An 18,303-nucleotide genomic window follows, 5' to 3' on the forward strand; every position below is an offset into this window, starting at 1 on the left:
ATATCTGATATCATGTTCGAATCGAACGGATTGTTTGAAAAATTGTAACAATTTTTTCAAAACCATGAAGCAAATTGTGGAAATTGCTCATCATATCATGGTGAACAGCGATCCAACTATAGCTCCGTATGCTAGATGACCAATCAGGCTTGTGATCATGGGTAGATTTCCGTCAGGATGCCTCCACGGTATTATTCCTGTGATTGGTTTGTGTATTGGGATTAATGTGGCGACCCACAAAAAGACTCCATAGGCAACGCCTGCCAGAATGACACTTGATGTTGCAAATGGAAATATGATCAACACCAAGGCAAAACCCATCCCGCCGAGGCCGCCATTTACAAAATGCAACAAGAATATGCCCTTTATGTGAAGATCAGACTCTGCCAGTCTGAAAAACTTGGTAGATAAGACCTGATTTTCATGCCATTCCAAGACTCCGCGTAACCCAAACCTCTTCCAAGCAGGAATCTCTATTATTGTCATGACTAGCGTGGCGACAAGGCCTGCCAACAATGAAAGAAAGAACACATCAATGTTGGGGTTATTCATGAAAATCTGCTTCAATTACTGATCTGTGTTTGTAAATTATTAAGCAAGGCAAATGGCTGGCACTAGTGCTAACTTTTTGATTGGCGGTGAATTTTTTAAAAGCTGATTTTTTGGCAAGAAATTCAGAATGCGTGTCTGGGATATCCAACCAAAAAAACTGTGCCGGGAACATTTGCTTGGTGAACACAGAGAACTACATGCGATTTGGACAATTCTGACGCAAGGCAAGACTGGATATTCACATCATCCTGAGACATTGCGCTGGCGGGGAAAATTACATGCGCTATATCACAGACATGATTTGCTAGTTAGCGAGATGATCAGGCGGGGATACAACCACAACAGCAACCTGGATAAAAGACTGGCAAGTGGCACTAGAACACAAAATGATTTTGTTGATTCCTATCAGGACCAAATCAAAATTCTAAGACAGAAAAATTGCGCATGCGAGGTCTGATCCTCTAAAAGACTACATATACCCTAAACGAATAGCTTCATCAAATGAAGACTGCATCAGTCAAAGGACCGTCTCTTGTTGATGTCACAGAAACAACAAAGCCGACTGTGGGTCCTGGCGACATTTTAGTAAAAATGCAGTCCTGCGGAATTTGTGGCTCTGATGTGGAAAAGGTATTTGGAAAATATGGCCAGCCATCAATGAGACTTGGACACGAGCCAGCAGGAATAATAGTCGAAGTCGGCGCAAATGTCAGGGATTTCAAAAAAGGAGACCGAGTCTTTACCCATCACCACGTACCGTGTTATTCATGCCATTTGTGCAATCATGGAAATGAGACCATGTGCCCAAAGTATTATGAGACTAATCTGTCCCCATGCGGATTATCAGAGGAATATGTCGTGCCGGAATGGAATGTGTCCCATGGCGGGGTGCTGAAAATACCGGATTCAATGTCGTTTGATGAGGCTGCATTGATAGAGCCCCTGGCGTGCTGTATTAGGTCCTGGAACAAGTTCAAATCTCAAAAAGGCGACACTGCGGCAATCTTTGGAGCAGGCCCAACCGGCATGATGCATGTAATGCTTGCACAGTCGCAAGAATTCTCCAAAATATTTGCACTGGATCTTAATGACTTTAGGCTGGATTATGCAAAATCAATTGGAGCAATTCCTCTAAAGTCCGGCACGCCCCAATCGATTCAAAAAATCCTAGAGGAAACAGCAAACCAAGGTGTCGATGTATCTATTGTGGCAACGGGCGCACTGTCTGCGGTAACTGATGCCATAGCGCTCACAAGAAAGGGCGGCACAATAGTCATGTTTGGTGTCCCATCAAAGGGCGCCACGCTAAGTGTGGACATGAGCGTTGTTTACTCTAAGGAGCTAACACTGGTTACAAGCTATGCAGCATCAGACCGGGACACAAAGCAGGCACTCGATCTAGTATCAACAGGCAAAGTTCCTGCAAAAAAGCTAATCACACATCGATACTCATTGGCAGAATCGCAAAAAGCATTTGAGCATGCACATACAGGCCACAATGCCATGAAGATAGTAATAAACGGCTGAGGAAAAGATTAAGAAGGGTCTGGATAGGTCGGTTTTTACAGATATGGATTACGGATTAAAAAGCAGAATGGCGAGCATTCTGAAGCCAAACAACGGCAGAGGAGTAATGCTTGCAGTAGATCACGGCTATTTTCTTGGACCAACAGAAAAACTCGAAGTACCAAAAAGAACAATTTCTCCAATTGTGAGATACTGTGACTCTTTGATGGTAACAAGAGGTGTAGTTAGAAGCTCAGTTGATCCAAATTTCCCAGTGCCAATAGTGCTTCGAGTCTCAGGCGGCGCAAGCATCATTGGCGAAGACCTCTCAAACGAGGAAATTACAACCAGCATCAAAGACGCAATCAGAATTAACGCAACGGCAGTAACAATGTCTATTTTTGTAGGCGCAAAATATGAGCACAAGTCTCTAGTCGGCTTAGGACACCTAGTAAATGAGGCAGAAGAATATGGCTTGCCGGTACTGGCTGTTACCGCAGTAGGAAAAGAGCTGGCAAAGCGAGACGCAAGATACCTGTCATTGTCATGCAGAATTGCAGCTGAATTTGGCGCACACATGGTAAAGACCTATTATTGCGATGACTTTCAAAAGGTAGTCAACTCTTGCCCAGTGCCAATCATAGTGGCTGGCGGACCAAAAATCCCAGAGCGCGACGCACTAGCCCTGACATACAACTCCATCAAGGCAGGTGCTGCAGGCGTAGACATGGGACGAAACATCTGGCAATCACAATACCCCGTGGCAATGATTAGGGCAGTACGAGCTATCGTTCACTCTAATTACAACTTGGACCAAGCATACAAGCTGTTCCAACAACTGGCAAAAGGACAACCAGTACAACAAAACAACAGGGGCAACTTTAATCCAAACCAAAACAGAAACCAAAACCGACCACAAGGAAACAGGCCAAATCCACAAGGAAATAGGCAAAACCAAAAAAACCAACAAAGACGCCCACAACAAAACAGACCAAACAACCAAAACCAAAAGCCAGGACAACCAAATCAACCTAAACCAAACCAAAAACCAAACCACGGAAAACCTCAGAACCAAAACAAACCACAGAACAAACCTCAACAAAAACAAGGACAAAAACCACCAAACAAACCAAACCAAGGAAAACCACAAAACCAAAACAAGCAACAAAACAAGCCACAACAAAAACCAAACCAACCAAAACCAACACAACAACCAAAGCCAGCTGCACAACCGGTAACTCCTGCACCAGCAGCTCCAAAACCGCAATAAAACTACGCATTATTTACAGAGATATACTATGAATTCAGTGTGTTCATTTTGAACACATTCCTACGTTTAATGTGATTCAAATAAATCATTTTTATGAATAGGGCACCGCTTTCCAATTCACAATATTGGAAGCCAGAGTTTCATTAGAACGGAACTGAGAGACAATGACTAAATTCATGAATAAAAAGACTAACGATTCAACAAATGTGGAAAGGAAAATCTACTTTACTAAAAACAAAGAAAACACAGACACCAAGAATCCAAGCGATTTTGAACAAATAGAATTTGCAGAAAATTTTGTGGACCTTGACAACTCTGATGATTCGCTAGAAGTTGATGTGCTTGATATGACAGAAGATGATCGAATGCGCTTACTACGATCAGTCATAGACCGTGAAAAAAAGGAATTGGACACCATGATGCGCCTAGTCGAAAAACAAACACAAAGCATCCAAAATTCACGAAAAATGCTGACTGACAAACAGCTATTATTGCAACTGGAGCTCTCAAAAAAGGCAAGCAAATTCTCTACAAATGAGAAACTCTCCCTGATAGGTGATCTGTCTGTTAAGATGGCTCACGACATAAAAAACCCAATCACGGTATTGAAGTCCCAGATTGAGCTTTTAAAATTACAATTCTCAAAAAACGAAAATTCCATAATGCTTGGCTCATTGAATCGAATGGACAAGGCAATCTCAATAATAATGACTCAATTTGATGACATGCTTCATTTTCTGCGGGAAGAACCTCAATATGATTTTGAAGAATGTGACGTCAGACAAATAATACGTGATGCGTTATTTGGAATAAAAATACCATCTAACATCAATCTGAGATGGCCATCAAACGACATTGCCCTTTTGTGTGACAAGAGCAAGCTCCAGCGCGTTTTTGCAAATCTGATCCAGAATTCAATTCATGCTATGGAAAACGGTGGCGAAATATCTGTTGAAATATCCGAAAACAAAGAAGATGTCACAATTAAGGTTCAAGACTCTGGTCCTGGCATTGCAGAAGACAAACTGGACAAGATCTTCCAGCCGCTATTTACCACCAAAAAATATGGCACGGGATTGGGGCTGGTAATTTGCAAACAAATCGTAGAAGCACACCACGGAAGTATCTCCTTACACAACAACCCTACCACATTTACAATAAAAATTCCTAAACAATCAAGAAAGAATTAGGCAGACTGTAATTCTAGTGATTTTGCAAAACACTTGGATGAGCAATACGAGCTTGCCCTGTTTTCGAATTCAGTGCCGCATTCTTTACACATTTGTTTCATGTGGTATTTTGTCTTGTTTTTCTTATAAACAAGAATGGATAGATTTGCGCGTTGGCACTAGCATTTTTTCACTATGATTATTGTAATCATGTCTTAGATCTTTGATAGGTGAATATGGGCTATTTTCCAGCTCTCTTTTTTGACTAGAACAAAGGTGGCTCGTCCCTGTATCTCCATGAATTCGCCGGTGTATGCCTTGGTGTCAACTAGCATTCCCTTCTGTGTTAGCTCAAATGCCACCACTGCAACATCACCAAAGATGCTTATCTTTGGGTTTCTAATGGAATAATCATAGTCTGATATTGAGACGAATCGAAGCTCTTCCAGCTCTACTGATGTCTTGTAGTCTTTGAGGTCATATGGCGGCAAGTCCGAAAATGATGAAAACGCAGGATCATTTAGCTGTATTTCCCGCAACGGTGTGAGGTCCTTGGTCTTGCCTGCCTCAAAGAATGTCTCTATTGTTTTGATAATGTCTTCTCTGTCTGACAAGTGATTTTTTTGAGCCTGAGTCAGAGTTTAAGCCTTGGGGTCTGGCTTCAAAGTATCAAGCAATCTTTATAAGAATAATTTCGCTCTCTAATCTTGAATATGTCATATAGCTTGACAGCACCATTTGTAGGACTGCTAGTCGAGCTGGTGCTGTAAATTTATACTACAGCGCGCTTTTGTGGTGAATAAATCATGGAAAAAATTTCAGGCGCAAGATCGTTAATCAAAGCATTAGAAAAACAAGGAGTAAAAGAAATCTTCGGGCTACCGGGAGGTGCAAACCTTCCAATGTATGATGAGCTCTACAAGAGCAACATTCGACATATTCTAGTTCGACACGAGCAATCAGCTGCACACATGGCAGACGGATTTGGCAGAGTTTCAAGGCGTGCAGGTGTGTGCTTTGCAACATCCGGCCCTGGCGCTACAAATATCGTGACAGGCCTTGCAACTGCAAACGCAGACTCGGCGCCAATGGTGGCAATAACAGGACAGGTGCCAACTGCCATGATAGGACGCGACGCTTTCCAGGAAAGCGACATTATTGGAATAGCAAACCCAGTTGTAAAATATTCATTCCAGCCAACCAAGGCAACCGACATTCCAGAGGTGGTCAAAAAGGGATTCTACATTGCAGAGACAGGAAGACCGGGCGCAGTACTGATCGATATACCTAAAGATGTTCAGACAAACGAAGCAGAGATTCCATTCCCTGAAGAAGTCAAAATCCGTGGTTACCATCCATGGACTGATCCAGACATTGTCGCAATAGAAAAAGCAATCAAGTTGTTATTGTCATCTACAAAGCCAGTAATTCTAGCTGGTGGCGGTGTCATAATATCATCAGCGTTTGCGGAATTGCAATCACTAGCTGAAATGCTAATGATTCCGGTGGTGTCAACATTCAAGGGCAAGGGAGCATTTCCAGAAAACCACGCACTATCACTAGGCCCAATAGGTATGCATGGACACGCAGAAGCAAACAAGATAATGTCTGAAGCCGACTGTGTGTTAGCAATAGGAACTAGATTCTCTGACAGATCAGTAGGAAGATTTGACGAATTTGAGAAAAACCTCAAAATCATACACCTAGATGTCGACCCTGCAGAAATTGGCAAAAACCAGACAACCAGTGTTGCAATAGTGGGTGATGTCAAGGCGTCATTGAGAATATTTGTCAAATTATTGATGCAAAAGGCATTTAAAAAGACAGAAGAAAACGAATGGCTCAAACACGTAACCGAAGTAAAGCAATACTGGCGAGACAATCTAAAATTACATCCGGGAGAATTGACTGCAGCAAAAATCTTGCGCAAACTACGCGAGGTAATGCCGGCACAATCTATAGTTACAACCGAGGTAGGCCAGCACCAAATGTGGGCATCATTATTCTATGATGTAATATCTCCTGGCACTTTCTTTAGCTCAACTGGTCTTGGTACCATGGGCTGGGGGTTCCCGGCAGCAATTGGTGCAAAGGCAGCTAGGCCAGACTTGCCAGTAGTGGACATTGCAGGCGATGGCAGCTTTAACATGACGGAAAACTCGCTAGCTACGTCGGTCCTAGACAATTTGCCGGTAATCGTATTTTTAGTAAACAACTACACCCTTGGAATGGTTGCCCAGTGGCAGAGAACATTCTATGACAGAAGAATGATTGGCGTTGACCAAAAACAATGCCCTGACTATTGCAAGCTAGCAGAATCATACGGCGCGCAGGGAATCAGAGTGGGCGACCTAAACGAGCTAGGCCAAGCAATCAAGGCAGGACTAAAATCCGACGTTGCAACGGTAATTGACATTCCAATCGACCCAGAAGAAGACGTGTTGCCGTTTGTGGCGCCTGGAACATCACTTAAGGACATGATCCTACCATCCTAGGTGTGTACAATGGTGTGGGCAATCTTATCAATTCTAGTAGAAAACAAGCCTGGAATACTATTCAAGGTGACTCACTTGTTTCGCTCCAGAAACTTTAACATTGATTCAATCTCTGTTGGCGTGACTCAGAACCCGGAATTCTCCAAGATGACAATTACCACAATAGGCGATGAAAAACAAATAGAGCAAATCGTAAAGCAACTAGACAAAATGATTGATACCATAGAGGTAAAGAGACTAGACGACAAAAAAACAGTATTTCGGGAGTTGTCGTTGTTTAGAGTCAAAGTGTCAAAGCCGTCGGATTCCATGGAAATCAACAACATAGCAAACTCGTTTGGCGCCAAGGTTCATGACGCAAGACGCGACTCTATCATGGTGGAACTCACTGCCACGCCTGAGCAGATCAACAATCTTCAAGAGCTACTAGCACCCTATGAAATACTAGACATTGCAAGGACTGGCGTTGCTGCACTACAAAGGGGCGGGGACTGATGCGAGTTAGAATATTTGATACCACATTACGGGACGGCGAGCAAACCCCTGGTGTTGCACTATCCCCAGAAAAAAAGCTCTCCATAGCCCAAAAACTAGACCAGCTAGGCGTCGATGCAATAGAGGCAGGCTTTCCAGTGATATCGGAAGGCGAGCAACAAGGAATTAAGATGATTACAAAGGCTGGACTCAAAGCAGAAATCTGCGGCCTAGCTAGGACCAACAAAAAAGACATTGACGCCGCAATTGACTGCGGATTAAAGTACATTCACACATTTATCGCAACATCTGACATTCACTTGCAGTACAAGCTAAAAATGACTCGAGAGCAGGCGCTAGCCAAGGCAATTGAGGCAGTAGAATATGGAAAATCCCATGGACTACAAGTAGAGTTTTCTGCAGAAGATGCTACAAGGACAGATCGTGCGTTTCTAAAGCATGTCTTTGGCGAAGTAGCTAAAGCGGGAGCAGACAGAATAGACATTCCAGATACCGTGGGTTATTCCACACCGCAATACATTGCAGAAATCACACGCGATGCAATCGATGCAACACACCTTCCGATTTCAGTTCACTGCCACAATGACTTTGGCCTAGCCGTTGCAAACGCAATCTCTGGCGTTCAGGCAGGCGCATCATGCGCACACGTTACAATAAACGGAATTGGAGAACGGGCAGGAAACGCATCACTAGAGGAATTTGTAATGGCATTGCAATGTCTACAGTTCGGTGATCAAAAATGGGAAACCGGAATCAACACCAAGTTACTATACGAGACTTCAAAATTCGTATCAAACCTAGTTGGAATCAAGGTCCAGCCAAACAAGGCAATAGTGGGCGAGAACGCATTTGGCCACGAGTCTGGAATCCACACACACGGTATACTAAACAATCCTTTGACATATGAGCCAATCAGCCCAGAACTAGTTGGAAGAACACGTTGGCTACAGGTAGGAAAGCATGCTGGAATCCACGGAGTCTCTGCAATGCTAGAAGAATATGGAGTCAAACCAAACGAGGACCAGCTAAAGCAAATTCTGGATAAGGTAAAGGCAATTGGAGACCAAGGAAAGCAGGTAACAGAGGTGGAGCTAGTATCAATTGCAAATGAAATACTATCAGAACACCCAATCAAAAGAATCGTTCAGCTAGCAGGATTTTCAGTATCTACAGGTATAGGCACAATGCCGTATGCATTTGTCAAGCTAAACATTGATGGTTCTGACTATAGCGGAACCGACTTTGGAGTAGGCCCAGTAGATGCAGCAATCAATGCCATTCAGAAAACCACCGGAGAGATTGCAAAGGTGCGAGTAAAAGAGTACAAACTAGACTCTATTTCTGGAGGAGCAGACGCACTCTGTGAGGTTACCATAAAAGTCGAGGACGCATACGGAAATGTCGCATCTGCCAAGTCAATTGGTGAAGACATTGTCACAACAAGCGTCCAGGCAGTAATAGAAGGCATTAACAGAATAATGTTCAAAAACACGCTAAAGCAGAAAAAATTCGGCAGCTAGAGGAGCTGAATCCACATTTGTACAAGATCTCACTAATCACCGGAGACGGTATTGGACCTGAACTATCCGAGTCTGTCATTTCTGTATTGAATACAATCCATGACAAATCTGGTGTAAAATTCGACATTCAAAAATTGCTTGCGGGGGACATTGCACTAAAGCAGTATGGAAAAGCATTGCCTGATCAAACACTGGATGCAATCAAAAAATCCGATGTCTGTATGAAGGCACCCGTTGGCGAATCAGCTGCTGATGTCATAGTGGTGTTGCGCAGAATGCTAGACTTGTATGCAAATATTCGTCCTGCAAAATCTTACCCTGGAATGAATGCCCTAAAGGATGGAATTGATATGGTAATTGTGCGTGAAAATACCGAGGATTTGTACACTGGCCAAGAGTTTGAGACACCAGGTGCTGCCGTGGCATTTAGGATAATCTCAGAAAAGGCATCTACAAAAATTGCAAAATATGCGTTTGAGACAGCAAGACAACGAAGTGGCAAAAAAAGAGTCACATGTGTGCACAAATCAAACGTAATGAGAAAAACAGATGGCTTGTTCTCTCGGGTTTGCGCAGATGTTGCAAAATCCTATTCAGATATACAATTTGATCAAATGTATGTTGATGCATGCGCGATGAATTTGATCAGGCGTCCTGAAACATTTGATGTCATAGTGACTACGAATCTATTTGGCGATATTCTATCTGACGAGTCATCTGAGGTGGTAGGTGGATTGGGAATGGCGCCAGCTGCAAACATTGGTGATAATTTTGCATTATTTGAGCCAGTCCATGGTGCAGCATTTGACATTGCTGGAAAAGGGATTGCAAATCCTTCTTCGTTCATTCTATCTGCAAAAATGATGCTAGAGTGGCTAGGAAAAAAGCATAATGATCCTAAATGCTTTGAAATTGCCAGAAAACTGGAATCTGCAGTATATGGTGTAGTAAACAGGGGAATCAAAACTGTAGATATTGGCGGAACTAAATCTACGTCCGAGTTTACCAAAGAAATAGTTTCTTTGTTATGATACGGTTCGAGTCCCACGGATCCAACCAATCTGTATTATTCAGACAAGTCGATTTTGAGAAATTCGATTTTTGTACCATTTTTTTCCATTTTAGGATATAAACAAACTCGACAATACCACACCATGGACGCATTTTACACCAAAATCACAAGACCCGACCCAGACGACCCAACAAAGTCATACGCTGATCATACTCTGCTCAAAACAACCGAGTACTGCTGCGAACAATTCCAAAACCACAACAAAAAATTCCCAAGCTGGAACTATAGCACAGGCAAATTCACCATCATTGATTCCATAACGTATGATTCCAGCACTCTAGTGTCAATCAACTACTGCCCGTTTTGCGGACAAAAGATACGATACAAAAAAGCCTAGCTTATCTCGTTTTCACACTGTATGGAGCATGCGCCCTTGTTCAAAACATCCTCAAATTCCCGTCCACAATGGACACACTTTCTGAAGCTCATCCATACCACTACGCATCCATTGCATATAACATTGCACTAACATTGTTAACTGGATTGATATGCTCTACACTATGGATGGATTTTTGGTAAAATGCCGAATCTGCAACACCGAATTTGCCATGCCAGACATGGGACCGTGCACGGATTTGGAATTTCAATCCTACATAAAAGATTCAGGCTTTGTATGCAAGTGCGCAAAAAACGACTGGGAACTAGTACAATAGAATCAGGCGAGCTTGTTTTATGCAATGACTGTATATCATAATCCATGGTTTTTGTCTATATTGGAATTGGAATTGCAATACTAGTTGCCCTATTCCTGCTCAAAAAGATACTTTTCCCATCAAACTCATTTGAGATGTTTTGCCAAAAATGCGGCACAAAGATGGACGGCCTCAAATGCTCAAGGTGTGAAGACCACTCAAAGAGGCAAAGCTGGAGATAATTTAGAAAAAAACAAAGAGCTCAGGGAGTGACATAGTCTGCTCTTGCGTGAACTCTTTGCATGTATTGGCTGTCTGTTACTGCGGGCCTCATGTATGAGAACTCGATGCTCTCACCTGGGCTTGCTTTGCAGTCAGCAACCGTTATTGGGTATCCGTTACTTCCATCAACCACACATCCATTTTCAGTTACTGCAATCACTGTTGCAGTCTCTGTAACACTTACTGGAACCCAGTGTGCTATTGGGACTATGGTAGTCAGGACTAGTACAGAAAACACCACAACGCCAAGTGCTGTGAACAACACTCGAGGCGTCACTAGTTTTTGAACTTGTGTTTGCATGTTTTTCTCCTCGGATAATATTGTGTGATTTACACTTAAAAGCCCAGTGGCGGAATAATCGCCTAGTGCTAATTTTTCCAAAAACGCAAAGCTAGAAATTACCCAATGTATAATCACACCAAAATTATTTTACATCAGATGACGGTGGATGGCGCGACCAAAAAAACATCATCAGGCACAACGGTATCATGCATACTATGCCAGCAATTACAAACACCACATAATATCCAGAGTGCAGGCCCGGAATGAGAGGCCCAGGAAACACTGCATAAAACCAGATGAATGCAACAAAGCCAACTATGATCTTGTTCTTTTTGATAATCTGCTTCCATGACAGCTTGGCCTTTTTGATGTAGCATTTTTTGCAGCGTGTCCTATCATCTGTCATGCATGACGTGCAAACTGTCTTGGAGCAAAAATAACACCTTCTGTCGCCAAATGCAGAACTGCAAAACTCACACGTGCCCAATGGCATTGTATTGTGCTGGAAACTTAATTTGATTTATGGCGATAATCGCTCTGGGTCGCGAGGATACAGCACCACTTCGCGGACATTATCCATTCCAACTAGTACGGTCATCAGTCTGTCCAAGCCCATTCCCCATCCGGAGTGAGGTGGCATGCCCCAGTCAAATGCGCGCAAATGGTCCTCAAATGTGGCAGGGTCCAATCCCTGCTCTGCAATTCGAGCCTTGAGGGTGGCAGGATCGTGCAGTCTTCTGCCTCCAGAGGACAACTCTAAATGCCCAAACTGCAGGTCAAATGAGCGTGAAATCTTGGGGTCATCATCCTTTGGGTGAATGTAAAATGGTTTTAGTGCCATAGGCCAGTCAAGCAAAAAGAACAAGCCCGGATGCGACTCGCCAACCAACTTCAAGTGCGAGTCCAATAGATCATCGCCCCATTTCAAGTCGACTCCTTTGTTTTTGAGCTCATCAATTAACTGCGAATATGTTATTCTATCAAAAGGCGTCTTGGGCACTTCTAGTTTTCTCTCCAATATGGCAAGCTCTTTTTGGCAGTTTGCAATTATATCTTTGAATACTTGCACCACCAAGTCCTCTAGGATTTGTATTACATCGGTATAGTCCATAAATGCAGCTTCCAAATCAATTGATGTAAATTCAGATAGGTGCCTACCAGTGTGGGATTTTTCCGCTCTATAAAATGACGCAATCTCAAATACGCGTTCTAATCCAATTGTCATCTGTTCTTTGTATAGTTGCGGTGATTGAGCAAGGTATGCTTTTTTGCCAAAATACTCTAATGAAAACAAGTTGGCGCCGCCCTCACTTGCACTACCAATTATTTTTGGCGTGGTAATTTCGATGAATTTTTTCTCCAAGAATGTTTTTCGCAATGACGCCAAAACCGCAGAGCGGATCTTAAATATTGCAGCGACTCGCTGGTTTCGCAAGTCAAGTGCTCGAGCATTTAGCCTGTTGTCGATGTTTGATTCCAGCCTTCCAATTGGGTCTATTGGCAGTGGATGGACTGCTCTAGTCAAAATGTCAATTGCCTCGGCCTTAATTTCATATGCAAAGTCACGCGCCTTTGTTGCCTGCACTATTCCTTGTATCATTACTACTGTCTGGCGAGTCAGGTCCTCAGGCAGTGCAATGTCTTTTACTATTACTTGTGCCAATCCAGTGACATCTCGCACGGTCAGAAACGACATTTTGCCCAGTTTTCGTAAATCCTCAACCCAGCCGCCAATTACTATTTGCTTTCCTTCTAGGGATATCGATATGGATTCAATGTCGTGCGTTTTTTTGAACTTCATTTCTTTTCCTCAAATTCTATTACGATATCAAGCTGGCGCAGCTCTTTTACAATCTTTGCCACCTGCTCAGTGTCGATTGGGAATCGGCTTGTCCACTTGCCAGACACAATTACCTTTGTTTTCTGCAGGCCTCCTGGCGCCCAAACCGCATTAATTGACAATAGTTTGGCAGGAAAGAACAAATCCTCTATGAATTTCCTGTCAGATGCCTCCGATTCCACAAGCCAGACCTTGCCTGAAAACTCGCCAGATATTGCCCGGTATAATGTGCGGCTCTTTCTTGTGGCGTCAATGTCATGCTTTGATAAATACAACACATGATTGAGCCCGATTTGCCGACACGAGTTCATGGAAAATTTCTCTATTTCCGGAATTGTCTTGGCAAGTTTTGCCAATTTCATTGACGCATCAACGTCTGCCTGCGTGAGCTGGCCCGATTCCAGCTTGGATTCGCACTGCGGACAGAGAACCGAGTTTTTTGCATCAAAGACGCAGATGGGCACTTGCAACATTTCAAGTCAAAAATAAAACAAAGTTAAATGTTCCCCTTGGCTCAACGATCCATGAGTTTTCTTTCCATACAAAATCTAAATGCAGTTTATCCAACCGAACAAGGGCCTGTCCGGGCGGTGCAGGATGTCTCTTTTTCTATCAATCCGGGTGAATCAGTGGGCATAGTAGGCGAGAGCGCATGCGGCAAAAGCACGCTTGGCCTATCCATAATTAGGACCATTCCTGGCGGCAAAATAGAGTCAGGCAATGTCATCCTAGAAGGCAAATCTATTTTGGATCTGTCTGATGCCGAGTTTGACTCGCAATACCGATGGAAGAAAATATCCATGATATTCCAGGGGGCAATGAACTCACTGGATCCAGTATACACAATATCGCAGCAATTCTCAGACATTCAAAGACAGCACCAATCCAATGACCGAGAAATAATCCGGTCATTATTGTCCCAAGTCGGCCTCGACGAATCCATATTATCAAAATATCCGCACGAGCTCTCAGGCGGAATGAAGCAGAGAATAGTAATAGCAATGGCATTACTACTAAAACCAAGGCTAGTCATTGCAGATGAGCCGACAACTGCGCTGGATGTTCTGGTGCAGTCCCAAATTCTAAATCTGTTCAAGTCGCTAAAAAAGCAAGGAGTATCGTTTGTGGTAATATCGCATGACCTGGCGGTAATATCCGAGGTCTGCGAAAAAATAGGAATCATGTATGCTGGTCAGATGGTAGAGTTTGGCACAGCAAAGCAGATTCTGCAAAATCCAAGACACCCATATACGCAGGCGCTAATCAAGTCAATTCCAAGGTTGCACGATTCGCAAAAGCCGCAATACATCACGGGATCCCCGCCGGGACTAGTAAACCCAAAGCCCGGCTGCCGGTTTGCGTCAAGATGTAATCGTGTGATGGACAAGTGTGCCCTGGATCCAAAATACACCAAGACAGAATCAGGATACGTGCAGTGCTGGCTCTATGAATAATTTTTCACAATAGGCAAGCACGAGTCAATAATTCGGAGCATCTCTGATCGTATGACTTTTTTGTCAATTGAAACCCAAACTCGATGCTTTCCAACCGCAAACGATATTGTCTGGACCTTTTTGCGCTCTTCCCACACGAACTGGACCTCGCCCAGACTCTTGTCGAACTTTGCCTCCATGTCTGTTTTTATCGCTATATGAGCAAACTGATTCTTTGTAGCAGTAGAATCCAAAAGTGGAGTCATGTGCTCCCTTCTCTTGTATGCCAAAAGTTCCCCGTTTGTGTTGATTATTCCCACAAACCGGATGTAGGGGCTAATTAGCGAAATTTTGTTGCAGATTTCTTCCAGCTTTTTTGCAGTCATTTTCTGTTGGTGTTGGTTTATTCTATTTTAAGCTCGTGGTGGTATAATGGCTTAATAATCATCTGGCGTTTCCAAGTTCGTGGATTTATCCGCCATTTTCCCATTTGCCGACGAGATTGGCTATTTGGGCCTGGCGCTGGTAAGCTTTTTTGGCTCTCTGATTCCGTTTGTCCCGTTGCCGTCTTTCATATTGTTGGCTACAATGTCTGCTGGCGACAAGTTCAACATACATTATTTGGTGTTTATTGCGGCAATTACATCCACTGTCGCAAAGCAGATCATATTTCTGATATCATACGAAGGACGAAGAATAATCACGGAAAAGACAAGAAAGAGAATGAGGCCATTTGAGAGGCTAGTCAAGCGATACGGGGCAGCCGCTGCATTTGTAGCTGCAGCCACTCCAATTCCAGATGATCTCATCTACATTCCGCTGGGCCTTGCAAAATACAATCCTCTGAGATTTTTCATCTCCACCTTGATTGGCAAAATAGTTTTGTGCTATGCAATAGTGCTGATATCGCATTATTTTGGAATGAACTATGTCGATCCTGTTCTGGAGAATATAGAGGATCCGACCATCATCTATGTCGGATTTGCAGTGTTTGTGGCAGTAACAACAAGTTCTGTGCTCCTGGTCTTGCGCCTAAACTGGGAAAAAATCCTGGGCCGATTCGCACCATGGACTATACAAAAAGACGATGATCAATCCTAAAGTTCCATTTTTTGTCAAGGCCAAATCGTATTCCAATTCTTGGTGACGCAATTATTCTGTCAGGCGTGATTCCATTTGTGATGTATAGCGATGATGATCTTACTAGATCCTCACCGTACTGCTTTTTTGTAATGTCTAGCGCTATTGTGAGTTTGCCTGGGCCACTTGTCAGGTTTGTTATCCTGTCGGTCTTTCTGTTTTTTATCATGATGTCAATTCCAGTCTTTGGCCGCAGGGCGCGAATCAAGACTGCACCTGCCAGATGCTTTTGGCTTCTTGCCACAACATTGACACAGTGATACATCCCATATGTGAAATACACATAGGCACATCCGACATTTCCAAACATTGCCTGGTTTCTGGGAGTGATTCCTCTATATGCATGGCTTGCAGGATCGTCCGATTGGCGATAGGCCTCAGTCTCTGTTATTATGCCCGATATTGTAGTTTTTCCTATTTTGCGCACTAGGACTTTGCCTAGTAGATTCCTTGCGACATCTACTGTGTCTTGCTCGTAGAATTTTCGTGCTAGTCTCATTTTACTAGTTTTGCAAGTGTTGCAATGTCTGACTCAAATATTGCAGCCAATTCCTGGTTGTAAATTATTGCGGCTGGGTGAAACGTCAGAAAATACTTTTTGCCGTCTTTTTCTATGATTTTGCCCCTGTTCTTTGTTATTTCTCCTTGTCCCAAGACAGAATTGCTTGCGGTATTGCCCAAAACACAGATTATCTCAGGCTTGATTGCTTCTAGCTCTGCATTTAGATATGGCCTACATGATTCCCGCTCGGATTCATTTGGAACGCGGTTGTTTGGCGGGCGGCACTTGACCACGTTTGTAATGTATACCGAGTCTCGCAAAATTCCGTTTTTTGCAAGAGCATCGGAGAGTTTCTTTCCTGCCGAGCCGACAAACGGCTCTCCCCGTATGTCTTCCGTTCTTCCCGGTGCCTCACCGATGAATACGATTTTGGCACTTGGGTTTCCCTTTCCTGGCACTGCATTGGTGCGAGTCTTGCACAGCTCACATTTGGTGCAAGATATCACATGGTCCCTAATTTCAGAAATGCTCATCCCACACTCCTAATTGTTGCCATGCAGCGTATTGTGGGTCCACCATTTCCCATCTTCATTTGCTGCATTGGATCTCCCTTGCCGCAGTTTGTGATTGGGCGTACGGTAAAGTCATTACCGCATGCGTCAATTGACGAGAAAAACTCGGGGGCGGTTCCGACTATGATAACATCACGTAACAATTCCTTTATCTCTCCATTTTCAATTCTGTTTGCATGTTGGGCAGAGATGCTCCAGTTGTGGCGCTTCATGTCTATTGAGGGAATCTTCATGTTTGATACAAAATACCCATGTTTGACGTCTTTGATTATTTCTTGTGGGTTCCAGTTTCCAGGCTCTATGCACGTGCATGACATTCTGATCAAAGGCATGAACTGGTATGATGTTGCCCGCATAGAGCCCGTCGGCTCCACTCCAAAGATCTCTGCGGTTTCTCTGCTGTGCATGTGGTTTACCAGGGTGCCATTTTCAACTAGTCTTGTTCTTTTTGTCTTTACCCCTTCGTCATCAAATGCGAATTGACCAAGGCTTGCAATTGTGGGATCATCAATTACGTTTAAAGAATTGGAGCCGATTTTTTGCCCTAATTTTCCTGCCCACCATGCACCTCCTGCCCACGCCATCTCTTTTCCAAGGACTCTGTCTGCTTCTGATGGATGGCCTAGAATCTCATGCGTAAGCAGTGCAACAAAGTCGGGATTCATCACAAGTGTTGCCTTTTCCTCCTTTGGCGCCCTGGCGTCTAGGAGCCGGACTGCCTTGTCAGATATCTCTTTTGCAGATTTTGTGGCAGCACTAATCTTTTCAAGACCGCCGCGCCCGCCTTCAGTAATGTTGATTGACTGGGTTATGTTGTGTCGCGCAGTCGCAGTCATGTCTATTGTGCAATCCATATAATTTTGAGTAACTATGGTTCCTTCACTATTCTCGAAATTCTTTTCAGTGTGGACTGACTGCGCAAAGACTTGCCTTTTTGTAATTTTCCTGTTTTCCTTCATTATGCTGTCGCATTCAAATGCCAATCTTGTCATGTCTTCAATTTCTGGTTTTTTGATAATTGTAAATTCTATTGTTTTTTTGTTTGCTGGTATGTTTGCAAGTTTTACCTTGTGCTTTTTTGATGTGGCCCTAGCTGCCTTTATTGCGGAAATTATGCCGTCACTTACTTTTTCCTCATCGGTTGTGGCAAAAAACCCCCAAGCCCCGTCATAGAGAACTCTGATTCCTATTCCTTTGTCAAATCGTATCTGAGCCTGCTCCTGTTGGCCGTTTTCCACTAGGATTCCTTGCTTTTTGCTCCGCTCTGATCTGACATCGCAGTATGTTGCGCCCTGCTCTAGCGCAATTCTGATAATACTTTGATATTCCACGATTTTTTGAGCTGTTGCTTATTGTTAATTGTTGCCTGAAATCACCGGCATTGTGTAAAAGTATTCGTCCTCAAACGCATAGTCGTTTTTGCCTGCCTTGCGCAACGCCGCAAAATATTCACTACACATGGCATAAAACTCGGTGTTCTTGTCCATGGTTGGGAATCGCAAAACTTGGGTTATTTTGGGCTGTGTTGAAAAGTTTTGAT

General features: G+C 43.4%; 24 protein-coding genes. 13 read left to right on the forward strand and 11 right to left on the reverse strand.

Annotated elements, in window-relative coordinates; genetic code table 11:
- Positions 1-90: 90 nt before the first annotated feature.
- Positions 91-567, reverse strand: a complete 477-nt coding sequence (locus NAQ_RS01430; RefSeq protein WP_100181906.1) for a hypothetical protein — start codon at positions 565-567, stop codon at positions 91-93.
- A 112-nt stretch (positions 568-679) separates the two neighbouring features.
- Between NAQ_RS01430 and NAQ_RS01435 the strand changes: the two genes are divergently transcribed.
- From NAQ_RS01435 to NAQ_RS01450, 4 genes are all read left to right on the forward strand, one after another.
- Positions 680-1,009, forward strand: coding sequence for a pyrimidine dimer DNA glycosylase/endonuclease V (locus NAQ_RS01435; RefSeq protein WP_100181907.1), 330 nt, complete (start codon positions 680-682; stop codon positions 1,007-1,009).
- A gap of 44 nt (positions 1,010-1,053) precedes the next feature.
- On the forward strand, positions 1,054-2,079 hold the full coding sequence (locus tag NAQ_RS01440; protein WP_100181908.1) for a zinc-dependent dehydrogenase: 1,026 nt from the start codon (positions 1,054-1,056) through the stop codon (positions 2,077-2,079).
- Between the two features lie 43 nt (positions 2,080-2,122).
- A complete protein-coding gene (lsrF, locus tag NAQ_RS01445) occupies positions 2,123-3,328 on the forward strand; it encodes a 3-hydroxy-5-phosphonooxypentane-2,4-dione thiolase (protein ID WP_100181909.1) in 1,206 nt (401 codons plus the stop codon).
- A 176-nt stretch (positions 3,329-3,504) separates the two neighbouring features.
- Positions 3,505-4,518, forward strand: coding sequence for a sensor histidine kinase (locus NAQ_RS01450; RefSeq protein WP_162858562.1), 1,014 nt, complete (start codon positions 3,505-3,507; stop codon positions 4,516-4,518).
- 194 nt (positions 4,519-4,712) lie between these two features.
- Here the strand turns inward: NAQ_RS01450 and NAQ_RS01455 are convergent, their stop codons facing one another.
- A complete protein-coding gene (locus tag NAQ_RS01455; RefSeq protein WP_100181911.1) occupies positions 4,713-5,111 on the reverse strand; it encodes a nuclear transport factor 2 family protein in 399 nt (132 codons plus the stop codon).
- A 192-nt stretch (positions 5,112-5,303) separates the two neighbouring features.
- On the opposite strand from NAQ_RS01455, the gene ilvB reads away from it, so the two are divergent.
- The 7 genes from ilvB (at position 5,304) to NAQ_RS09980 (ending at position 10,953) form a co-directional block, all read left to right on the forward strand.
- Complete coding sequence (ilvB, locus tag NAQ_RS01460) at positions 5,304-6,992, forward strand: biosynthetic-type acetolactate synthase large subunit (protein WP_100181912.1); 1,689 nt, start codon at positions 5,304-5,306, stop codon at positions 6,990-6,992.
- Positions 6,993-7,004: 12 nt separating this feature from the next.
- Positions 7,005-7,487, forward strand: coding sequence for an acetolactate synthase small subunit (gene ilvN / locus NAQ_RS01465; protein WP_100183385.1), 483 nt, complete (start codon positions 7,005-7,007; stop codon positions 7,485-7,487).
- Positions 7,487-9,007, forward strand: coding sequence for a 2-isopropylmalate synthase (locus tag NAQ_RS01470; protein WP_100181913.1), 1,521 nt, complete (start codon positions 7,487-7,489; stop codon positions 9,005-9,007). The genes ilvN and NAQ_RS01470 overlap by 1 nt, the downstream gene beginning before the upstream one ends.
- A 17-nt stretch (positions 9,008-9,024) precedes the next feature.
- Positions 9,025-10,038, forward strand: a complete 1,014-nt coding sequence (locus NAQ_RS01475; RefSeq protein WP_100181914.1) for an isocitrate/isopropylmalate dehydrogenase family protein — start codon at positions 9,025-9,027, stop codon at positions 10,036-10,038.
- Positions 10,039-10,161: 123 nt separating this feature from the next.
- Entirely contained in the window at positions 10,162-10,416 is a 255-nt protein-coding gene (locus NAQ_RS01480; RefSeq protein WP_100181915.1) for a hypothetical protein, read from the forward strand.
- A 151-nt stretch (positions 10,417-10,567) separates the two neighbouring features.
- The gene (locus NAQ_RS09975) at positions 10,568-10,732 is read left to right on the forward strand and encodes a hypothetical protein (RefSeq protein WP_162858563.1); all 165 of its coding nucleotides are present in this window, start codon (positions 10,568-10,570) and stop codon (positions 10,730-10,732) included.
- A gap of 44 nt (positions 10,733-10,776) precedes the next feature.
- Positions 10,777-10,953 carry a hypothetical protein gene (locus NAQ_RS09980; protein WP_162858564.1) on the forward strand — a complete coding sequence of 59 codons (177 nt, stop codon included), beginning with the start codon at positions 10,777-10,779 and terminating at the stop codon, positions 10,951-10,953.
- A gap of 20 nt (positions 10,954-10,973) precedes the next feature.
- Here NAQ_RS09980 and NAQ_RS01485 read toward each other — a convergent pair whose 3' ends face one another.
- Genes NAQ_RS01485 through NAQ_RS01500 form a run of 4 tightly spaced genes read right to left on the reverse strand, consistent with a single transcriptional unit; the run spans position 10,974 to position 13,589 of the window.
- Positions 10,974-11,375, reverse strand: coding sequence for a hypothetical protein (locus NAQ_RS01485; protein ID WP_100181916.1), 402 nt, complete (start codon positions 11,373-11,375; stop codon positions 10,974-10,976).
- A 43-nt stretch (positions 11,376-11,418) separates the two neighbouring features.
- On the reverse strand, positions 11,419-11,763 hold the full coding sequence (locus NAQ_RS01490) for a hypothetical protein (protein ID WP_245871652.1): 345 nt from the start codon (positions 11,761-11,763) through the stop codon (positions 11,419-11,421).
- Between the two features lie 33 nt (positions 11,764-11,796).
- Entirely contained in the window at positions 11,797-13,077 is a 1,281-nt protein-coding gene (gene aspS / locus NAQ_RS01495; protein WP_100181918.1) for an aspartate--tRNA(Asn) ligase, read from the reverse strand.
- Positions 13,074-13,589 carry a transcription elongation factor NusA gene (locus tag NAQ_RS01500; protein WP_245871653.1) on the reverse strand — a complete coding sequence of 172 codons (516 nt, stop codon included), beginning with the start codon at positions 13,587-13,589 and terminating at the stop codon, positions 13,074-13,076. The genes aspS and NAQ_RS01500 overlap by 4 nt, the downstream gene beginning before the upstream one ends.
- Positions 13,590-13,640: 51 nt before the next feature.
- Here NAQ_RS01500 and NAQ_RS01505 point away from each other — a divergent pair, with 51 nt between their 5' ends.
- A complete protein-coding gene (locus NAQ_RS01505) occupies positions 13,641-14,570 on the forward strand; it encodes an ABC transporter ATP-binding protein (RefSeq protein ID WP_100181919.1) in 930 nt (309 codons plus the stop codon).
- On the opposite strand, the gene NAQ_RS01510 is transcribed toward NAQ_RS01505, so the two are convergent.
- Positions 14,561-14,935, reverse strand: coding sequence for a DUF6659 family protein (locus NAQ_RS01510; RefSeq protein WP_100181920.1), 375 nt, complete (start codon positions 14,933-14,935; stop codon positions 14,561-14,563). The two genes, NAQ_RS01505 and NAQ_RS01510, sit on opposite strands and share 10 nt — an antisense overlap.
- A 79-nt stretch (positions 14,936-15,014) precedes the next feature.
- On the opposite strand from NAQ_RS01510, the gene NAQ_RS01515 reads away from it, so the two are divergent.
- On the forward strand, positions 15,015-15,650 hold the full coding sequence (locus NAQ_RS01515) for a YqaA family protein (RefSeq protein WP_100181921.1): 636 nt from the start codon (positions 15,015-15,017) through the stop codon (positions 15,648-15,650).
- Here NAQ_RS01515 and NAQ_RS01520 read toward each other — a convergent pair.
- From NAQ_RS01520 to NAQ_RS10375, 4 genes are read right to left on the reverse strand one after another with little or no spacing between them, the layout of a single operon-like run.
- Positions 15,622-16,188 carry a DNA-3-methyladenine glycosylase gene (locus NAQ_RS01520; protein WP_100181922.1) on the reverse strand — a complete coding sequence of 189 codons (567 nt, stop codon included), beginning with the start codon at positions 16,186-16,188 and terminating at the stop codon, positions 15,622-15,624. The two genes, NAQ_RS01515 and NAQ_RS01520, sit on opposite strands and share 29 nt — an antisense overlap.
- Complete coding sequence (locus NAQ_RS01525; RefSeq protein WP_100181923.1) at positions 16,185-16,724, reverse strand: uracil-DNA glycosylase; 540 nt, start codon at positions 16,722-16,724, stop codon at positions 16,185-16,187. The genes NAQ_RS01520 and NAQ_RS01525 overlap by 4 nt, the downstream gene beginning before the upstream one ends.
- Positions 16,721-18,094, reverse strand: a complete 1,374-nt coding sequence (locus tag NAQ_RS01530; protein WP_245871654.1) for a TldD/PmbA family protein — start codon at positions 18,092-18,094, stop codon at positions 16,721-16,723. Before NAQ_RS01530 ends, NAQ_RS01525 begins: the two co-directional genes overlap by 4 nt.
- Before the next feature lie 24 nt (positions 18,095-18,118).
- Positions 18,119-18,250, reverse strand: coding sequence for a hypothetical protein (locus NAQ_RS10375; RefSeq protein ID WP_256387159.1), 132 nt, complete (start codon positions 18,248-18,250; stop codon positions 18,119-18,121).
- Positions 18,251-18,303: the final 53 nt, after the last annotated feature.

The sequence above is a fragment of the Candidatus Nitrosotenuis aquarius genome, from assembly GCF_002787055.1.
Taxonomy (GTDB): domain Archaea; phylum Thermoproteota; class Nitrososphaeria; order Nitrososphaerales; family Nitrosopumilaceae; genus Nitrosotenuis; species Nitrosotenuis aquarius.

What these genes read in the sequence shown, in the direction of transcription:
- NAQ_RS01435 (WP_100181907.1), top strand. Translation starts at nt 680, where the DNA reads ATGCGTGTCTGGGATATCCAACCAAAAAAACTGTGCCGGGAACATTTG.
- NAQ_RS01440 (WP_100181908.1), top strand. Translation starts at nt 1,054, where the DNA reads ATGAAGACTGCATCAGTCAAAGGACCGTCTCTTGTTGATGTCACAGAA.
- lsrF (WP_100181909.1), top strand. Translation starts at nt 2,123, where the DNA reads ATGGATTACGGATTAAAAAGCAGAATGGCGAGCATTCTGAAGCCAAAC.
- NAQ_RS01450 (WP_162858562.1), top strand. Translation starts at nt 3,505, where the DNA reads ATGAATAAAAAGACTAACGATTCAACAAATGTGGAAAGGAAAATCTAC.
- ilvB (WP_100181912.1), top strand. Translation starts at nt 5,304, where the DNA reads ATGGAAAAAATTTCAGGCGCAAGATCGTTAATCAAAGCATTAGAAAAA.
- NAQ_RS01470 (WP_100181913.1), top strand. Translation starts at nt 7,487, where the DNA reads ATGCGAGTTAGAATATTTGATACCACATTACGGGACGGCGAGCAAACC.
- NAQ_RS01480 (WP_100181915.1), top strand. Translation starts at nt 10,162, where the DNA reads ATGGACGCATTTTACACCAAAATCACAAGACCCGACCCAGACGACCCA.
- NAQ_RS09975 (WP_162858563.1), top strand. Translation starts at nt 10,568, where the DNA reads ATGCTCTACACTATGGATGGATTTTTGGTAAAATGCCGAATCTGCAAC.
- NAQ_RS09980 (WP_162858564.1), top strand. Translation starts at nt 10,777, where the DNA reads ATGGTTTTTGTCTATATTGGAATTGGAATTGCAATACTAGTTGCCCTA.
- aspS (WP_100181918.1), bottom strand. Translation starts at nt 13,077, where the DNA reads ATGAAGTTCAAAAAAACGCACGACATTGAATCCATATCGATATCCCTA.
- NAQ_RS01500 (WP_245871653.1), bottom strand. Translation starts at nt 13,589, where the DNA reads ATGTTGCAAGTGCCCATCTGCGTCTTTGATGCAAAAAACTCGGTTCTC.
- NAQ_RS01505 (WP_100181919.1), top strand. Translation starts at nt 13,641, where the DNA reads ATGAGTTTTCTTTCCATACAAAATCTAAATGCAGTTTATCCAACCGAA.
- NAQ_RS01510 (WP_100181920.1), bottom strand. Translation starts at nt 14,935, where the DNA reads ATGACTGCAAAAAAGCTGGAAGAAATCTGCAACAAAATTTCGCTAATT.
- NAQ_RS01520 (WP_100181922.1), bottom strand. Translation starts at nt 16,188, where the DNA reads ATGAGACTAGCACGAAAATTCTACGAGCAAGACACAGTAGATGTCGCA.
- NAQ_RS01525 (WP_100181923.1), bottom strand. Translation starts at nt 16,724, where the DNA reads ATGAGCATTTCTGAAATTAGGGACCATGTGATATCTTGCACCAAATGT.
- NAQ_RS10375 (WP_256387159.1), bottom strand. Translation starts at nt 18,250, where the DNA reads ATGGACAAGAACACCGAGTTTTATGCCATGTGTAGTGAATATTTTGCG.